The organism is Salinibius halmophilus (assembly GCF_003577475.1).
Taxonomy (GTDB): domain Bacteria; phylum Pseudomonadota; class Gammaproteobacteria; order Pseudomonadales; family Natronospirillaceae; genus Salinibius; species Salinibius halmophilus.
Window position 1 is genome coordinate 351,786 of record NZ_QPEP01000001.1, and the last position, 17,699, is coordinate 369,484.

General features: G+C 48.9%; 13 protein-coding genes. 5 read left to right on the forward strand and 8 right to left on the reverse strand.

Annotated elements, in window-relative coordinates; genetic code table 11:
• Positions 1–443: 443 nt before the first annotated feature.
• Positions 444–1,172 (forward strand): type 2 periplasmic-binding domain-containing protein, encoded by a 729-nt coding sequence (locus DUW71_RS01575; protein WP_119393477.1) that lies wholly within the window; start codon positions 444–446, stop codon positions 1,170–1,172.
• A gap of 30 nt (positions 1,173–1,202) precedes the next feature.
• On the opposite strand, the gene DUW71_RS01580 is transcribed toward DUW71_RS01575, so the two are convergent.
• From DUW71_RS01580 to DUW71_RS01605, 6 genes are all read right to left on the reverse strand, one after another.
• Positions 1,203–2,117, reverse strand: a complete 915-nt coding sequence (locus tag DUW71_RS01580; RefSeq protein WP_119393478.1) for a 1-phosphofructokinase family hexose kinase — start codon at positions 2,115–2,117, stop codon at positions 1,203–1,205.
• Positions 2,114–2,827 carry a TatD family hydrolase gene (locus tag DUW71_RS01585; RefSeq protein WP_119393479.1) on the reverse strand — a complete coding sequence of 238 codons (714 nt, stop codon included), beginning with the start codon at positions 2,825–2,827 and terminating at the stop codon, positions 2,114–2,116. Before DUW71_RS01585 ends, DUW71_RS01580 begins: the two co-directional genes overlap by 4 nt.
• Complete coding sequence (locus DUW71_RS01590) at positions 2,814–3,617, reverse strand: divergent polysaccharide deacetylase family protein (protein WP_119393480.1); 804 nt, start codon at positions 3,615–3,617, stop codon at positions 2,814–2,816. The genes DUW71_RS01585 and DUW71_RS01590 overlap by 14 nt, the downstream gene beginning before the upstream one ends.
• Entirely contained in the window at positions 3,617–4,909 is a 1,293-nt protein-coding gene (locus tag DUW71_RS01595) for a S41 family peptidase (protein ID WP_119393481.1), read from the reverse strand. The genes DUW71_RS01590 and DUW71_RS01595 overlap by 1 nt, the downstream gene beginning before the upstream one ends.
• A 106-nt stretch (positions 4,910–5,015) precedes the next feature.
• The gene (locus tag DUW71_RS01600; RefSeq protein WP_119393482.1) at positions 5,016–6,143 is read right to left on the reverse strand and encodes a murein hydrolase activator EnvC family protein; all 1,128 of its coding nucleotides are present in this window, start codon (positions 6,141–6,143) and stop codon (positions 5,016–5,018) included.
• Positions 6,144–6,152: 9 nt separating this feature from the next.
• Positions 6,153–7,100, reverse strand: coding sequence for an alpha/beta fold hydrolase (locus DUW71_RS01605; RefSeq protein ID WP_119393483.1), 948 nt, complete (start codon positions 7,098–7,100; stop codon positions 6,153–6,155).
• A 41-nt stretch (positions 7,101–7,141) separates the two neighbouring features.
• Here DUW71_RS01605 and DUW71_RS01610 point away from each other — a divergent pair, with 41 nt between their 5' ends.
• The 4 genes from DUW71_RS01610 (at position 7,142) to DUW71_RS01625 (ending at position 13,857) form a co-directional block, all read left to right on the forward strand.
• On the forward strand, positions 7,142–7,762 hold the full coding sequence (locus DUW71_RS01610; RefSeq protein WP_119393484.1) for a PDDEXK family nuclease: 621 nt from the start codon (positions 7,142–7,144) through the stop codon (positions 7,760–7,762).
• A gap of 164 nt (positions 7,763–7,926) precedes the next feature.
• Positions 7,927–10,578 carry a bifunctional acetaldehyde-CoA/alcohol dehydrogenase gene (gene adhE, locus DUW71_RS01615; protein WP_119393485.1) on the forward strand — a complete coding sequence of 884 codons (2,652 nt, stop codon included), beginning with the start codon at positions 7,927–7,929 and terminating at the stop codon, positions 10,576–10,578.
• 304 nt (positions 10,579–10,882) lie between these two features.
• On the forward strand, positions 10,883–11,476 hold the full coding sequence (locus DUW71_RS01620) for a TetR/AcrR family transcriptional regulator (protein ID WP_119393486.1): 594 nt from the start codon (positions 10,883–10,885) through the stop codon (positions 11,474–11,476).
• Positions 11,473–13,857, forward strand: coding sequence for an efflux RND transporter permease subunit (locus tag DUW71_RS01625; protein ID WP_119393487.1), 2,385 nt, complete (start codon positions 11,473–11,475; stop codon positions 13,855–13,857). The genes DUW71_RS01620 and DUW71_RS01625 overlap by 4 nt, the downstream gene beginning before the upstream one ends.
• Before the next feature lie 72 nt (positions 13,858–13,929).
• Here the strand turns inward: DUW71_RS01625 and DUW71_RS01630 are convergent, their stop codons facing one another.
• The gene (locus tag DUW71_RS01630; protein WP_119393488.1) at positions 13,930–15,417 is read right to left on the reverse strand and encodes a lytic polysaccharide monooxygenase; all 1,488 of its coding nucleotides are present in this window, start codon (positions 15,415–15,417) and stop codon (positions 13,930–13,932) included.
• Positions 15,418–15,643: 226 nt separating this feature from the next.
• Entirely contained in the window at positions 15,644–17,146 is a 1,503-nt protein-coding gene (locus tag DUW71_RS01635; protein ID WP_119393489.1) for a lytic polysaccharide monooxygenase, read from the reverse strand.
• Between the last annotated feature and the right edge of the window lie 553 nt (positions 17,147–17,699).

Here is a 17,699-nt window from a genome sequence, read left to right on the forward strand (position 1 = left end):
TAGAAGTATGCTGGATGCAAACTGTTTATTTGACCAGCCCCACCCGGTCAACTACCTTAAAATAACTTGGAGGTAGCCGCCATGACCACTGCACGAACTCGGAAATAACGTGGATACCCACTGCTTGGTTGGCTAGTCGAAACTCAGGAATAACGTGGACACCCACTGTTTGGTCGGCTAGTCGAAACCCACAACACGCTAGCCAATCGCTCGCTGCAAGCTAAAAAAATTTGGTGGGTGTCCAGCTTCATCCGAATCGATTCAGGCTTTTCGATCAATACACTATTCATTGATTAATTCTCTAAGGGTGGCTTAGGCACAATCACTCCTGCAACTGGTATGACTCGAGGGAGCTTAAAAACTGCTATCTCACCCAAGTAACAAAGTCGCCAAAAAAATTGTAACAGTCGCAGCGTAGCCTCAACACAAAAACGCGAGGCAATATGCTTAGATACGCTAAATTGAAATTCACCCTGCTGCTGGCAAGCTGTGTATCGTTGTTTGCTTGCCACCCGTCTCAGGTGAGCGAATCCCAACCGAGTGCCCTTTATAACGTGCAACTTGTTGGTAGTGCTGCCGCCTATGAACTAGCGGTTCAAAGCTTGCTTAACCTCAGCACCATTGAAGGAAATATGAGTGCTACGGGTTCCACTAGTGGGCAAAAGTTGCTCTGTGCAGACAGCACAATAGACGGTAGTTTTTACCTCGGCCAGCCTGATGAAACCTGTGCCGGTGTTGAGATGAAAAAGATTGGCTATTTGGGTATTAGCATACTGAATCAAACGGCACCGGTAGATAATCTCTCAGTAGATCAAACACGGTTACTACTCACCCAAAGTTACTGGCGTGACGTTAACTCTGTTTTGCCGAACACACCAATCAATCTGGCAGCACACAACCCAGACCTGGCAACCTATGTCGTTGATCTTTTACTCGACACCTCTGCGACGATCGCCACACAAGGCGAAACCGTTTTGGCCAGCGTGCCAAACGAGAATGCGATTGCAATAGAGGGGATTAGACCCTCAGCGAACATGCTAGATGCGTACCCTTTGGCTCAGCCCTTGTATTACCTATACCGCCCTAATGCTGCAAACCAGGCATTAATGGAGCATTGGCAAAACAACCAAGGCGCTTTTTCTGAAGCCTTTATCTGGTTAATTAGCGATTGAGCCTATTAATCTGCGACTTCCCGAAAGCTTTTATTTTGCAAGCAAGTATTCCACATCAGCCATACTACCCAGCATGGTCCCTGGCTGTGCTGCCGTTGCCGTCCCGCAGGCAGCGGCAAACTGGCAAGCTTTTTTAAGTGGCTGCCCACTTTCAAGCTGTGAGACTAACCCTGCTACAAACGAGTCGCCTGCGGCGATGGCGCTGCGCTCGGTAATTTTAGGTGCAGCGACTTTCTGTACCGCATTGCCATTAGGAGCGTCATGAGAAGCGCCATCGAAAAAGACCGCACCATCGGCGCCAAGGGATATCACTACCGTTTCGGCGCCCTGTTCGATAAAACACTGGCAAAGCTGCTCTAGCGGCAAATCACCAAACAAGGCTTTGGCTTCATCGATATTGGGTTTGACTACATTTGGCTGTGTAACCAAAGCATGGCGCAGCGCTTCACCGGACGTGTCGACCACTACTTTGCAGCCTGCGGCTTTTAATCGCCTAACTAACCTGGCGTAATAATCCGTTGGTACCCCTGCAGGCAAGTTGCCGGCGAGTACCCACCAGTCGCCAGCTTTCGCTCGTTGGCTCACTAGTTCAGTGAGCCTAGCTAGATCCAACTGACAAATACTTGGGCCTGTGTCATTGACCTTTATGTGCTCGCTGCCCTGTGCGATAGAAACGTTAATACGCGTTTCACCCTCTACTTCTAAAAGCCGAGTAGCAATGCCTTCACAGGCCAACATGGCTTTGAGCTTTTGACCATTGGCGCCAGCAATCATGCCTAGGGCAATATTGTTGCAACCTAGGTTGTTGAGCATGCGTGATACGTTAAAACCTTTGCCACCGGCGTCCTCGCGGCTGCTCGTCGCTCGGCTAACCGAATTCATTGCAATCGTTGGCACTGTGAGCGCTAGGTCGATGGCAGGGTTTAACGTAAGGGTATAGATCATAGGTTGAACAAGTTGGCCAAGTTGTTGTTGAGCGTTTGGCTTAGCACTTGTGGGGTTACGCCTGAAATGTCGCAGACCTCATCTGCAACAACCAACAGTGCTTTCGCTTGGTTGTGCTCAAGCGGCCAATTATATGGCTTTAAGCTAGGGGCGTCGGTTTCAAGCAACATGCCCTCGCCTTTAAGCTGTTTTACCACCTCGCGCAGGCGCTTGTTATTTGGGTAGGTAACTAAGCCGCCAATACCAATATACCAGCCCATCTCAATTAGCTGGCGAGCTTGGTTAACATTGCCATTAAAGGCATGCACCACACCGCGGCAGTTTGGGTATTGGCTAATAACTTCAATAAGTTCAGGCACCGCCCGCACACAATGGGCAATCACGGGTAAGTCGCGCGCTTGCGCAAGCTCAATGTGAGCCTTAAAGCTCTCTATTTGCAGCGCAAAATCGCCTTTGAGTGCATCCAGCCCAGTTTCGCCTATGGCATTGCAGCCAACTGGCAAGCTAGTTAGCCAGTCACGCCATTGCGCGTCTACCCACCACGGGTGCACGCCAAGCGCATAAGGCTGTTGATGTTTGGTGGCATAGTGGATCACGCGCTGCCAATGCTGAGGATCGGCGGCGGGCACTAAAAAACCTGAGATGTCGGGCGATGTTTGCTGGCTGTCTATTTCAGCAAAGTCGCCATGGAAATGGCTATCGAACCACATGCTCAACCTGTGCTTCAATCTTTTGCTCGTCTTTTTGTTCGGCTTTTTGTTCAGCCAAGTGTTCGGCGTTACTGCCAAAGCGCTCAATGTATTGTGAAACGGGCAATAAGGTGATGCCACTGTCGGCAAGAATTGGCAATGCTAGCTCTAAATAGCTAAGCGTTGCCTCATAAGGGTGGCCAATTACTAGGGCATGCCCTTTTTCGTCTAACAATCGCATGGCATAGAGCATTTGTTGGCTAACAAAGTCTACGGTCGCTTCATGGTCAAGAAACACATCGCGTTTGGTCACTGGCCAGCCATGTAGCTTGGCACTACTGTAAGCATTGCTATTAGCAGTTGTAACACTATCAACAAAGTACATTGCTGGCAGGTGCTGCTGAAACAGAGCATCCATTGCTTGCTTGTTTTCGGTAAGCAATGAGCCAAGGTGGTTATTAAACCCTCGTGCATGCGGCACGCTGGCAAGCGCTTCGTGTAACGTAATTAAGCGCTCACTATCAGTCATGTCTGGTGTTAGCCCGTGGGCACCCAGAGGGAAACCAGAATGATTGGCCATAGGCTGGTGCAACATCAACTCATGGCCGTTTTGAAAAGCACGCTCAGCTAAAGCGCTAGAAAAGGGACGATTAGGCAATACCGCGAAGGTAATGGGAGCTGGCAATGCCACTGCCCGCTCGCCGAGTGTTCGATTGTTACCTAAGTCATCGATAACAATCGCGAGGTATTTATCACCAGCCCATGCCAGGCTGGAGATAAATAGCAGTAGGCTTATCCCTAGTCGCTGCATTAGCGATTAAGAATGGCCATACTTTTTAGCGTCGTCAGCGCTTGGAATAGCTGGTAGTCACGCTCTAGCAACGACTTTTCTTCTTCGCCCGACTCATTGGCCACATCGCTTGTGCGGTCTTCTTCACCATTCGGGTTCATCAAGTGACCGCCAAGGTCAGCTTCTTTCACAATGGCACTGTCTTGCACTTCAACTTTAGCCCGCGGCACTATCACGTCTGGCTGAATGCCAGTGGCTTGAATTGAGCGGCCATTTGGCGTGTAGTAACGCGCGGTGGTTAGCTTAATTGCTGTTTGCTGGCCTACCGGCAAGATTGTTTGCACAGAGCCTTTACCAAAGCTCTCGGTGCCCATCACAATGGCGCGACCCTGGTCTTGCAACGCACCAGCAACAATTTCCGACGCTGAAGCAGAGCCTGAGTTGATGAGCACAACAATTGGCACGCCCTGGCTTGGGTCTGCTTTGGTAGCAGTAAATATGGTCTTGCTATTAGCTGCTCGGCCTTCGGTGTACACGATGGTGCCTTCAGTCAGCATGGCGTCCGATACTTCCACGGCCGCATCCAAAACGCCACCTGGGTTGTTGCGAAGGTCAACAATTAAGCCTTTTAACTCGCCACCGGCTTGTTCACGAACACGCTCAATGTGTTCAACAAAGTCATCGCCAGTGCTTGCCTGGAATGCGGCAATGCGAATATAGCCGTAGTGCTCGTCATACACTTCAGAGCGAACTGACTGAATGCGTATGATGTCGCGCACAATTTCAATTTCTAGTGGCGCAGATTCACCCTCGCGCGCTACCGTAAGCATAATACTGGTGCCAGGCTCGCCGCGCATGATGTCAACCGCTTCATCCAATGACATGTCCATCACCGATTCGCCATCTAGTGCGGTAATAAAATCACCCGCTTGAATACCCGCTCGGAACGCAGGGGTGTCATCAATAGGGGTAATGACTTTTACAAAGCCATCTTCTTCGGTTACTTCAATGCCTAAGCCACCGAACTGACCCGAGGTACCGACCTGCAGATCTTCATAATCCTTTGGTGTTAAGTAAGCAGAGTGCGGGTCTAAGCCTTCAAGCATACCCTGAATGGCGTATTCGATGAGCTGCTCGTCGCTCACGTCATCCACATAAACGCGCTTGATTTGCTCAAACACATTGGCAAGTTCTTGCACTTGCTCAAAAGGCAGCTCGTTTGCTGCGCGCGGGCTAAACGCTTGCACGCTTAGCATTGTCCCCAGTACAACCCCTGCAATAAGGGCCGACGTCCACTTGGTTATTCCTCGCATAAGATCCTCTGCATACTTTTCTTAGGCTCTAATTAGCCTATGTGCAGGTGTAACACCCGCATCATGTAGGAAACATTAATCCCTAAAGGGTAATCATGGCATAGTTTTATCGTCGTGCTAACCATGATACCGGATTTACTGGCGATCCATTTTGCCGAACTTCAAAATACAAGCCCGTTTGGTTAAAACCACCACTGCTACCAACCAAGGCTAGCGCATCACCAGCGCCAACACTTTGGCCATCTTCTACCAACAGGGCATCATTACGACCATACAGGGTTAATAACCCACCACCATGGTCGACGATGACCAGCATACCAAAGCCTTTCAGCCAGTTGGCAAATACCACACGCCCATCATGCACCGCCGTTACCGGTAAACCAGCATTGGCTGCGATCACAACACCTTGCGAGCGCACGCGGCTATCACCCAAAGGCGCACCGTATGCCTGCACTACGCGCCCTTGCACTGGCCAGCCCAGCTGCCCATTTGGTACCGGCGGCGCTGGCTCTGCCTCTAGCGCGGCAAGCGCTTGGCGCATTTCTTCTACTAAGGCTGCCATGCGAGCTTGATCGGCTCGGGTTTGGCTTAATTGTGATTCGGTGCCGGCTACGTTTTGCTGTAAATCATTAATCACTTGCCGACGGCTTTGTTGTTGTTGTACGAGCTTTGCTTGCGCTCGGTCTAGCGCTTGTTGATCGTTGCGCAAGCGCGTTCTGTTGGCATTAATCTGTTGTTTTGTTTCATTCAATGCAGCTAGGTCAGCTTGGTAGTTTTCTAGCACTTGCCGCTGGGCATCATTAATGTATTCAAAATAGGCGAGCGTGCGGGCGAGCGTTGCTGGGCCGTCTTGGCTTAGCAACATTTTGAGCATGGGTTGGCGCGAAGACTGATACACCGACACTAAAATTTCGGCCACGGCGTCTTCCTGCTCTGCTAGTGCTTGCTGCAGGGTTTCTTGCTGGCGGTTTAACCGGGTTTGCTCACTGTTTAATCGTGCAATCTCTCGCTCTAGGGTATTTTGCTGAGCTTTATTTTGCGCAATGGCACGATCCGACTCGATCAGCTTGCGTTCTTGTGCCGATAGCTCACGGTTTTGCTCGGCTAATCGCGCTTCAATACGACTCACCGCCTCGGTAAGTTGTTTTAGCTTAAATTCACTGGCTTCTTGCGCACTACTTAGTGCACTCAGCAAGGCAAGCATCAGAAATATAGTAACAGTGCGTAAATTCATTTCGCTATGCTAGCCCAATCGCTTAGTTGAATCATCTTCCAGATTTAAAGATTGCTCTCCCGTTAAGCAATCTGCTGCCCAGCGCGCGACTTGCTTGGCATATTGTTCACCAATCGCTTCGTGCAGTATTTCATGGCGCGCTTCGTTGTACAGCCACACAGATACCGGCTGATGGCGCACTCGTGCAAGATAGCGAGCGGAGCGTGCAACGGTTTTGCCAAAATAACTCAGTGGGTCGCCCTTGCCTGCCGTCATTAATATTGGGTATTTATCTGGAATATGGGCTAGGGCTTTGCGGGTAAACGCATGCTTGCCTGCTCTAGCTAGCGCCACAGCGGTGCGGCTTGGTAGTGGAATGTTACAAAACGGGTCGGCAAGATTTTGAGCAACCGCTTCTGGGTTACTACAAAGCCAATCTTTAGGGGTACGGTTTTCGGTTTTTCGATTAAACCCTAAAAAGCAAAGGGCCTCGGGCAAGCCACCTTGCTGCCAAATATAGCTACTTGCTTTAAGCAGCGGGTAGCCTAGTGTGGCAATTGGATTAAGATCACCAGCACTAGACAGTAGCGCCAAGCCAGTCAGCTGGCAGTGTTGATCGGCTTGCATTTGTGCCGCATAGCAGGCAATAAACGCACCCATGCTATGCCCCATTAGCACAACCGGGCCAGAAACAGTTTTGAGTAACGAGAGTTGCACCTGTGCTAGGTCGTGTAAGTCTTGTGTTTGCACATCGGCAATCAGACCATTTTTATGCGACTTGCCATGGCCTGGATGATCGATACCAATCAAACTTACCTGCAAAGCGTTGAGTGCTTCGGCTAAGCGTTCATAGCGGCCTAAGTGTTCTTGCACTCCATGGCAAAACACAACGGTGCCAATGGGCGCTTCGGCAAGCCAACTATATTGCGTGAGATGACCAAACTTAGGGTCTTCTATTTGTTGTAACTGTAACGACAAAGCGCTACTCCTTCACTTTTGTTAACGCTAGAATAGCGGATATGAAATTATCTAAAAGCGCTTTAGAGCGTTTAATCGCCAAAGGCCAAATAAAGCCAGACGACAAGCAAGCCTTGGTTCAGGCTTTTCAGCAAAGTAGCGGCAAAACTAGCCCGCACAAGACGGCTTTGCGCCAACTAAAAAAGCGAAATGACTTGTATTCCAACAACATGGAGTACTGGGATCAGATCATTTTGTTATATTGGCTCGAGGTTTATCGCGCTGATTTATATGAATTGGTATACGCCATTCCTAATGGTGGCCTGCGTGGTGGCGCTGCTGCTGGGCAAATGAAAGCCACTGGCCAAAAATCGGGTTATCCAGACATCGCACTCGACCTACCCAGAGGGCGCTTTCATGGCTTGCGCATAGAGCTCAAGCGGGGTGATGGCAAAGGCCAGCTCAGTGATTCGCAAAAATTATGGCGCGATCGCCTGCAAAATGCCGGTTATGCCTGGGTGTGCTGTCACGGTTACCGGCAAGCCATATCAGTACTGACCGCATACGCTGATTTGGGCCACGGTCAGTTCGATGGCGCCAGCCTACTTGAGTTTGACGAGCTACCGCCGTTTCCGGTTCTATATGAAAGAACCACTATGCAATTTTTTGCGAGCAATTCTTAATTGTTAAAAAAGTGGTCTGTCGACCACTTAACTGACACACGTCAACATCCCATCTTGTAAGTTTCCTACACTCTTAGCCATCGAGATTGATTACTTCAGTCAGTTCAAAGCTCGCTGGCTTACCTAATCAATTTTCAAACTTCAAAATCGTTAGGGGTGTCACTATGACAGTTAAAGACGAAGCAACGCTCAACGCCCTTGTTGAACGTGTTAAAAAAGCGCAAAAAGAATTTGCGACCTTCACCCAAGAACAAGTAGACAAAATCTTCCGCGAAGCGGCATTGGCTGCTAACAATGCTCGTATCCCACTAGCCAAAATGGCTGCCGAAGAAAGTGGCATGGGTATTGTTGAAGACAAGGTTACCAAAAACCACTTCGCATCTGAGTACATCTACAACAAGTACAAAGACGAAAAAACTTGTGGCATTCTAGAAGAAGACGCTGAGTACGGCACAATGACCATTGCAGAGCCAACAGGCATCATCTGCGGTATCGTACCAACGACTAACCCAACATCTACCGCGATCTTCAAGTCTTTGATCAGCTTGAAAACTCGTAACGGTATCATCTTCAGCCCTCACCCACGTGCTAAGCGCGCGACATGTGAAGCGGCTCGCCTAGTACTAGAAGCAGCGGTTAACGCTGGTGCACCAAAAGACATCATCGGCTGGATTGATGAGCCAAGCGTTGCACTATCTAACCAGCTTATGCACCACGAAGACTTGAACCTAATCTTGGCGACTGGTGGCCCAGGTATGGTGAAAGCAGCATACAGCTCTGGTAAGCCAGCCATTGGTGTAGGCGCAGGTAACACGCCGGTAGTGATCGATGAAACAGCTGACATCAAGCGTGCTGTATCTTCTATCATCATGTCTAAAACGTTCGACAACGGTGTTGTTTGTGCCTCTGAGCAGAGCATCGTAGTCGTAGACGAAGTTTACGACGCAATCAAAGAACGCTTCATGACTCACGGTGGTTATGTTCTTAACCAACAAGAAGCAGACAAAGTACGTAAAGTGCTTCTGAAGAACGGTGCACTAAACGCAGACATCGTTGGTCAGCCAGCAATTAAGATTGCTGAAATGGCAGGCGTTAAAGTACCAGCCGACACGCGTATCCTTATCGGTGAAGCAGAAATCGTTGGCCACGAAGAGCCATTCGCTCACGAAAAACTATCTCCAACATTGGCGATGTTCCGTGCGAAGAACTTCGAAGATGCAGTAGAAAAAGCAGAGAAACTAGTAGCGATGGGCGGTATCGGCCACACCTCTACTCTGTACACAGACCAAGATGCAAACGATGACCGTGTACGTTACTTCGGTGACAAGATGAAGACCGCACGTATCATCATCAATACGCCAGCATCTCACGGTGGTATCGGTGACCTATACAACTTTAAGTTGGCACCGTCTCTAACACTGGGTTGTGGCTCTTGGGGTGGTAACTCTATCTCTGAGAACGTTGGTCCTAAGCACTTGATCAACAAGAAGACTGTAGCGAAGCGAGCTGAAAACATGCTGTGGCACAAACTACCGAAATCTATCTACTTCCGTCGCGGCTGTTTGCCAATCGCATTGGAAGAGCTAAGTGACAAGAAACGTGCACTAATCGTGACTGACCGCTTCTTGTTTAACAACGGCTATGTTGATGAAGTCATCGACATCCTAAAAGGCCACGGCGTTGATACGGAAGTATTCTACGACGTAGAAGCAGATCCAACACTAACTGTGGTAAACAAAGGTGTTGAGCTAGCGAACAGCTTCCAGCCAGACGTAATCGTAGCCCTAGGTGGCGGTTCTCCGATGGATGCAGCGAAGATCATGTGGGTACTATACGAGCACCCAGACGTCCACTTCGAAGACTTGGCAATGCGTTTCATGGACATCCGTAAGCGTATCTACAAGTTCCCTAAATTGGGCGTGAAAGCAGAAATGGTCGCGATTACGACTACTTCTGGTACGGGTTCTGAAGTAACACCATTCGCTGTTGTAACCGACGACGAAACTGGCGCGAAATACCCAATCGCTGACTACGAACTAACGCCTAACATGGCAATCGTAGATGCGAACCTAGTAATGAACATGCCGAAGAGCCTAACTGCTTTCGGTGGTATCGACGCGGTAACACACGCAACAGAAGCTTATGTTTCTATCCTTGCGAACGAGTACAGCGATGGCCAAGCACTACAAGCATTGAAGCTGCTACAAGACTACTTGCCAGCAAGCTACAAAGAAGGTGCGAAGAACCCAGTAGCACGTGAGAAAGTTCACAATGCAGCAACGATCGCTGGTGTGGCATTTGCCAACGCGTTCTTGGGTATTTGCCACTCTATGGCGCACAAGCTAGGTGCTGAGTTCCACGTACCACACGGTTTGGCAAACGCATTGTTGATCTGTAACACGATCCGCTTCAACGCGACTGACAACCCAACTAAGATCGCGGCGTTCTCTCAGTACGACCGTCCAAAAGCGAAGTGCCGCTACGCAGCAATCGCTGATCACCTAGGCCTAGGTGGTAAGGACAACGACGAGAAAGTTGAGAACTTGATCAAGTGGATCGACGGCTTGAAGGCTGAACTGGACATCCCAATGAGCATTCGCGAAGCGGGCGTACCAGAAGCAGACTTCCTAGCGAAAGTAGACGAACTTGCTGAAGATGCGTTCGACGACCAGTGTACAGGTGCGAACCCACGTTACCCACTGATCAAAGAACTACGTCAGATCTTGCTAGACAGCTACTACGGCGAAGCGTACAGCGACGAGCCAAAGCCAGCTAAGCCTGCTAAAAAAGCAGCGGCTAAAAAAGCTGAAGCTTAATTAAGTACTGACTCTCTCCTAGATGAAAGCCCGGCTCATTAGCCGGGCTTTTTTCATCCGTCACTCCCGAGTGCGGTTATCGGGAGTCTAGTTAAACAACTAAATACCAGGGCAGACCTCCTCAACTAGATTCCCCCGAGTGTCGGCCAGCCAACGACTGCGGGAATGACGACTTCTAAAAAACCTAGGATTCCCGCCTTTCCTCACTAATTAATCATTTGATTAAATTCGATTAATAAACGACCTAGCCCTACCCCACAGCGCCCACTATGATGAAGTTAATCACTTGATTAAGAGCGTTATCATGAATGTGCGTGAGCAGTTGTTAGACTCAGCTAGATACCTATTTCTGCAAAACTCCTACGGCCATATCTCGACCCGTCAAATCGCCGACCGAGCCAAGGTCAACTCAGCGATGATCGCCTACTACTTTGGTAGCAAAAGCGGCTTGTTTCGGGAAGTAATCAAAAGTTACGTTGGCAAGGTTTTGGAGAGTTTAAAAGAACATGCCCCGCAGCCAGACCAAGATGGTTTGCATAACATGTTTAAGTTTTTCTACCAGCAGATTCCACCCGAGCTGATTCGCCTAATGGTTCGCACGCTTATCTATGAGCGCAGTGAAATGCGCCAATGGCTGCTAGAAAACCTCATTGGCAACGCCTTTGGCCTGATCGACAAAATGGCCGAACAGGTGATTGCGCATAACCCGGATTGCAAGATTCCAGCCCGAGTTCTAAGAGTATCTCTGCAAAGCCAAATTATTTTCCCCAAACTCGCCGAGCAGCTCTATCAAGAAGTCGATGGCGAAGCCTTTGATGATAAATTTTATGACCAGCTTGCCAGCCTAATCGCCGGTAACTTGGCCGCCAATTTCCATTTACCGGAGCAAACCAAATGAACTGGCAACAACGTATGTCGGCCTGGTTAGGCCACTGCACCCAAGTCATGATGCAAGCACCCAAACGATCACTACTCATCTTGTTGGTCTTGCTACTCGCTATGGCAAGTAATCTAAGATTTATCACCCTAGACACCGACATTGAAAACTTTATTGATGCCGAGGCGCCGGCCCGCATTGCCTACAACCAGGTCAAAGAAACTTTTGGCCGTAACGACGTTGCCGTAATCGCGCTTTCTGGTGATGTGCTATCGGCCGAATTTTTAACCGATTTACAAGCCATTAGCACGGCACTAGAAGAGACCAATAATGTTGAAGATGTAATTTCGCTGTTTACCCTACCCTATCAGGTGGCGACCGAAGACGGCCTATTGGTCGAAGATTTAATCAGCGAAATTCCAACCTCTGAACAGCAGTGGCAAGCCTTAGCAGAACGCATTCAAGCCAGTAAACAAGCACGGGAAATGCTGATCAATGATGACCTCAGCGCCACTACAATTATTGTTAAACCGCATACCTATCAGCCGATTGCTGTCGCCGAAGCGTTCAGCTTCGATACTGATTTTTCATTTGATGCTAGCACTGAAAAAACAGATCGTATTCCGCTTACAGCAGAAGAAAGCAAAGCCGTGGTGGCTGATGTACAAGCAATCATTGACGCTTATCCAAAGTACAGCCCGCATCAGGCTGGTATGCCAGCGCTCACCACTCAGCTCGAAGCAGCCATGCAATCTGAGATGCTAACCTTTATTCGCTTAACTATTTTACTCATTGCCGTGGCACTACTGATTGCCTTTAGGCGTGGCTTTGCCGTCATCGCCCCATTGGCAGCCGTTGTCACAGCGTTAGTACTCACCATGTCAACATTGGCCGCGGCCGGGCAACCCGTGCAGTTGCCATTGATTATGTTACCTAGCTTTTTGTTAGCCATTGCCATCGGTGATGCCGTACACCTGCTCACCCACTACTACCGAAAGCTCAATATTGGTGAAAACAAGGTAGCGGCGATGCGCCATGCCGTTGAGCAAACAGCCGTGCCGATGTTTTTAACCTCTTTAACCACGGCAGCTGGCTTATTGTCGCTAGCCATTGGCGACATGGTGCCACTGCGCAACCTAGGTATATTCGGTGCGTTTGGCGTGATGGCGGCTTTTGTGTTCACTATTACGCTTATTCCAATATTGGCAGCACTAGTCAAAACCAAACCTCGCCAGCTAGACGACGAACATAGCCCACTGATGCAACGTATTAGCCAGGTAGCTTGGCAACACAGTGGCAAGTTGGCGCTTGTATGGCTGGTTGCAGTACTCATTGCATTTAGCCAAATTGTCCAACTTAGGTTCTCGTACGACCCAATGGCTTGGATGCCCGACAACATGCCCGTAAAAGTAGCCACTCAGGTAATCGATGAAAATCTCGGCGGTAGCATTAACCTAGAAGTTTTGTTTGATACTGGCAGACCTGACGGGGTGAAGGCACCTGAGTTTTTGCAAACTTTAGCACAATGGCAGCTAGATATGGTGGCTCAGCACGATGACATCAGCACGGTTAGCTCGATTGTTGATGTGATTCAAGAAACCCACAAGGTGCTAAACCCAGAGCAAACTGACCCGTTTGATTTACCGACCAGCGAGCAACTGGTTAACCAAGAGCTTTTCTTGTTTGAAACCAATGCCGCTGGCGAGCTCGGCACCTTTGTTGATAGCACTTATCAAACAGCTAAAGCGACGCTCGTTTTACCTTGGAAGGACATTATTGAATACGAGGTGCTGTTCAATGAGCTTCGGGCCGAAACCGCTGACTACTTTGTTGATAGTGCCGATACCTCGGCTTCAGGCATGTTGGCAATTATGGCCGATACCATGGCAGCATTGGCATTCACCACAGCCGAAAGTTATGGCGTTGCGGCGATTGCGATTACCATCATGCTGATGTTATTGCTGGTATCTTTCCGCCTTGGATTACTGGCTATGGTACCCAACCTAGCCCCAATTATTGTAGTGATGGGCCTGATGGTGCCACTAGGTATTTCACTAGACATGTTCACCATGCTAGTCGCCACCATTGCAATTGGTATAACCGTCGACAATACCGTTCACTTTACCCATCATTTCCGCCAAGCACATAGAGATGGTCACTCAGTACAGACATCGCTGGAGCACGCCTTCCAAGGTGCTGGCAAGGCCCTGCTAACCACATCTATTGTGCTGACTTGTGGTTTTTATGTGTTCTTGTTTAGTGAAATGAAGAGTGTATTTAACCTAGGCTTTTTAAGCGGCACCGCCTTCTTATTGGCCATGCTGTCTAACTTCACTATTACGCCATTTTTATTAAAGTGGTACTACCGAGGCGAGCTCAATGATGCGGCTTCTACTCGCTAGTAGCCTAACTATTGAAACCAATAAAAAAGCCCAGCAAACGCTGGGCTTAAATCACGCTAGCTTGGCACTATGTTATCGGCGGCGTGCTAGTGCCAACAATGGCAATAACAATACCGCGAAGCTTCCAAAACTACCGATTGTTACCTGATTAGGAATGGTAATCGTAGTAGCCACAGGCGCATCACTTACTAATGGCACATCGGTTACCTTCGCCGTAGGTTGAGCAGTTGGTAACGCTGTTGGCTGCTGAGTTGGCGCGCTTGTGACAACACTTGTTGGTTGCGTTGTTACAATTGTCGTCACTGTCGGCTGACTTGTTGGAGCCTGAGTTGGCACTGCTGTTGGGACTTGAGTAGGTTGAGTATTCGAGCATTGACCTACTTCAGTCCAAGCATCCTTCCAGTACAAGCTATTGCCTGGTGCGTAAGCAGGCTGACCACACCAACCAAACTGTTTACACTGATACACCTTACCGTTGTTGGTAACTTGGTCACCAAACTTGTAAGCCACACCATTCTGATAAGCTGGCGCGCAGCTAGTAACTGATGTAGGTTGCGGCGTAATGATAGCCGTTGGTTGACTAGTTGGCTGAGCAGTAACAACAGGCGTCGCAGTTGGAATAACCGGCGCGGCAATTTCAATCACATAACCATAGCCAGCTTTGTTAACGTAGACGCTGTTACCCGATGCTGAGCGAATTGGTGTTACCAGCGAACCGTTTAGCTGACCAATGCGAGCAGAAGTTAGCTGGCTATTCACCGCAAGTGCCAGATCGTATGGCCATTGCTCAGACGTCGCTGCAGAAGATAGTGTTACAGACACCTTATCAACGTCCTGACCTTGTGCATCAAACAGGCGGAAGCTGACTGTTGAACCAGCAGGCAAGTCTTGTTTAGCTTGCAGGTTTTCTAGGCGTTGCCATGGCGTTGCGGTGCTGCCACCAGGGAACTCAACGTCCATACAGGTATAAAAAGCTTCACCCGAATCAGAACGTTGCCAAACATTAAAGATGACATGTTTGCCCGAGCGCTGTGGCAGATCAATCGTCATTTCATAAAAAGCACCACGAACAGAATCATTGCGTTGTAGTGGTACTTCACCAATACGAGCAAACTCTTCAATGTTATCCCAAGTCAGCGCTTCATTGTTGTAACCAGGCTTGGTGACATAAAAAATCCAATCGCGAGTTTTATGTGGTGCTGTGGCTAAAAAGCGGAACGTATACTGACCATTAGCATCAGCTTGAATTGGCGTTGCCTGCCAGTCATCACGAACCAAATCATAACCTGGATACCAAGCAGCATTACCCGAGCAAAGCTTGCCATCAGGTACCACAGCACGGTGATTACCATTAGCGCTACCTTGAGCAACAGCGTATGGGTCATAACCCGCAAGGGTACCGTGCACAGCCTTCGCAGCAGCACATGCAGGGTCTTGTGGATTTTCGATATTGCCATTCGAACACATCAACTGACGTGATGGTGGCTCAATCATTGAACCATGGCCAAAAGCCATAGCCGAAGCCAGCGTGGCAGAAAGTGTTAGCAGTGTCTTTTTCATAGTTTGAATAACCAGACCAATTTAGAACAGCGTCAGATTATCCATACCTAGATGTATTTATCTCAGCTAATGAATGATTTTGCTGAACACCCTTCAACCCTGCAAAAGAAAACAATTTAACAATACTTTTGGGTAGTTATGACATTTTTTGGCACATATTTATTCAGTTTGCCCTAGGCACAAAAAAGCCCAGCATCTGCTGGGCTCTTGGCATAATCAACAATGATTATTTGCGGCGACGGAAGATCGCTAGCAACGGTAATAGCAACAAGCCAAAGCCACCGAAGTTACCAATAGTAATTTGATCCGGAATTGGAATTACTGTGGTAGATGGCTCAGTGCTCGGTGCAGCAGTTGGTGTTGCAGTTGGTGCGGCCGTTGGCGTTGCAGTCGGTGCAGCAGTTGGTGTTGCAGTTGGTGCGGCCGTTGGTGTTGCAGTCGGTGCAGCCGTTGGCGTTGCTGTTGGTGCAGCAGTTGGCGTTGCAGTTGGTGTAGCCGTTGGCGTTGCAGTCGGTGCAGCCGTTGGCGTTACAGTCGGCGTTGCAGTTGGCTCAGAACCACAGTTTCCAACTAGCTCCCAGAAATATCCAGCTTTTGGCGCTTCCCAAACACCTGGGTTATTTTTAGCTTTAAACAGCTGACCATTGTATTGGTAAACTTCACCATTTACGGCGTTTGTCTCACCTGCAACAAATGTAGGCTCAGTACATACACCAGGAGCAGAAGTTGGTGTTGCAGTTGGTACAATCGTTGGTGTAGCGGTAGGAGTTGATGTCACCGGAATGATTGGTGCATCAATCTCTACAACATAACCGTAGTTTGCGTTGGCTGCGTAAACGTAGTTCGCCGTTGCACTATTCTGAGGAGCAACATTACCATTCGCTTGAACTTGTCCAATACGCGCATCGGCTACTTGGCCATTTACTGCTAAAGCAAGGTCGTATGCCCACTCAGCCGCAGTCTTCTCTGAGGCTAGTTCAATGCTTACTCGATCTAAGTCAGCACCAGTCTCATCAAACAAGCGGAAGGTAACTGTCGCACCTGCTTCCAAGCTCTGGAAAGCCTGTAGACGATCAAGTTGCTTCCATGGTGAATCAACAGCGTCACCAGGGAAAACGACATCCATACAGGTGTAGAAAGCTTCACCAGAGTCTGAACGCTGCCAAACATTGTAGATTACATGTTTACCAGTACGCTGAGGTAGTTTTACGGTCATATCATAATAACCGCCTTTTAAACCCTCTTGCTTGATTAACTCAACATCGCCTTCAATGCGGTCAAATTCTTCAATGTTGTCCCAAGTTAGCGCTTCATTGTTGTAGCCAGGTTTGGTTACGTAAAAAATCCAGTCTTTCGTGCGGTGTGGAGCCGTGCCCCAGAAGCGGAAAGTATAGTTACCGTTGGCATCAGCTTGGATAGGAGTAGCAGTCCAATCATCACGTACCAAATCCATGCCCTTGTACCAATTTGCATCCGCTGAACACAAACTGCCATTCGGAACGACCGCGCGATGGTTGCTATTAGCATTCGCTTGCGCAATCGCATACGGATCATAAAACTGTAGGGTACCAGACTCCTGAGTAGCAGCGGCGCACGCAGGGTCCTGAGGGTTCTCAATATTACCTTGCGCACAAGTATATACGCGAGAAGGGGGATCAATCATCGTACCGTGTGCAAACACTAGCGAAGCTGGTGTTAGCATCGATACTGCTAATGCGATTTTTTTCATTATATGTTCACCTCTTTCCAATCCAATTGGAGTACTAATCAATACCTGATGATATACATCAAGCAAAACACTGCGAGCGCGGAGGTGCAGAACTGAGTGAGCCTTCACAGTTTGATTTTGGTCAATTGGTGAAATTTGAACCAATTCTCGCAAGGGGGTGTGTCGAGTATTGGCAGCGCAAAGAACAGACGCACTAGATAGACAGGCATAAAAAAGCCGGGCATCCTACCCGGCAGTTTTTTCTCAGCATCCTCTGCTGGTCGCATCCTAGCTCGGCTTAATCAGCCGACATCCTATCCTGCCGTCCTGGCAGTTCCTTTCCCTATTTGATCCATAAACTCTGCATTCCAGCAGACCTTCGTCCTTGCTTTCCTAAGTTCCTTTGCGAACCATCCAGTTCGACCGCTTCCCTGTGTCGTCATCCTGTCGACGTGAGTAACTATAGTAGGTTTGCTAGTGTCGGCGTTAGAGACATTAGCTCGGATGTTTGTAGGAGATTTGCCATAGATGGTGTGAGATTTTTTGTTTGGGTGATTTTTTTGGTTGGGTGTAG

Bases quoted from the DNA above. Each gene is read 5' to 3' on its own strand.
- DUW71_RS01620 (WP_119393486.1), top strand. From the start codon at position 10,883: ATGAATGTGCGTGAGCAGTTGTTAGACTCAGCTAGATACCTATTTCTG.
- DUW71_RS01575 (WP_119393477.1), top strand. From the start codon at position 444: ATGCTTAGATACGCTAAATTGAAATTCACCCTGCTGCTGGCAAGCTGT.
- DUW71_RS01585 (WP_119393479.1), bottom strand. From the start codon at position 2,827: ATGTGGTTCGATAGCCATTTCCATGGCGACTTTGCTGAAATAGACAGC.
- DUW71_RS01610 (WP_119393484.1), top strand. From the start codon at position 7,142: ATGAAATTATCTAAAAGCGCTTTAGAGCGTTTAATCGCCAAAGGCCAA.
- DUW71_RS01595 (WP_119393481.1), bottom strand. From the start codon at position 4,909: ATGCGAGGAATAACCAAGTGGACGTCGGCCCTTATTGCAGGGGTTGTA.
- adhE (WP_119393485.1), top strand. From the start codon at position 7,927: ATGACAGTTAAAGACGAAGCAACGCTCAACGCCCTTGTTGAACGTGTT.
- DUW71_RS01600 (WP_119393482.1), bottom strand. From the start codon at position 6,143: ATGAATTTACGCACTGTTACTATATTTCTGATGCTTGCCTTGCTGAGT.
- DUW71_RS01635 (WP_119393489.1), bottom strand. From the start codon at position 17,146: ATGAAAAAAATCGCATTAGCAGTATCGATGCTAACACCAGCTTCGCTA.
- DUW71_RS01625 (WP_119393487.1), top strand. From the start codon at position 11,473: ATGAACTGGCAACAACGTATGTCGGCCTGGTTAGGCCACTGCACCCAA.
- DUW71_RS01630 (WP_119393488.1), bottom strand. From the start codon at position 15,417: ATGAAAAAGACACTGCTAACACTTTCTGCCACGCTGGCTTCGGCTATG.
- DUW71_RS01590 (WP_119393480.1), bottom strand. From the start codon at position 3,617: ATGCAGCGACTAGGGATAAGCCTACTGCTATTTATCTCCAGCCTGGCA.
- DUW71_RS01580 (WP_119393478.1), bottom strand. From the start codon at position 2,117: ATGATCTATACCCTTACGTTAAACCCTGCCATCGACCTAGCGCTCACA.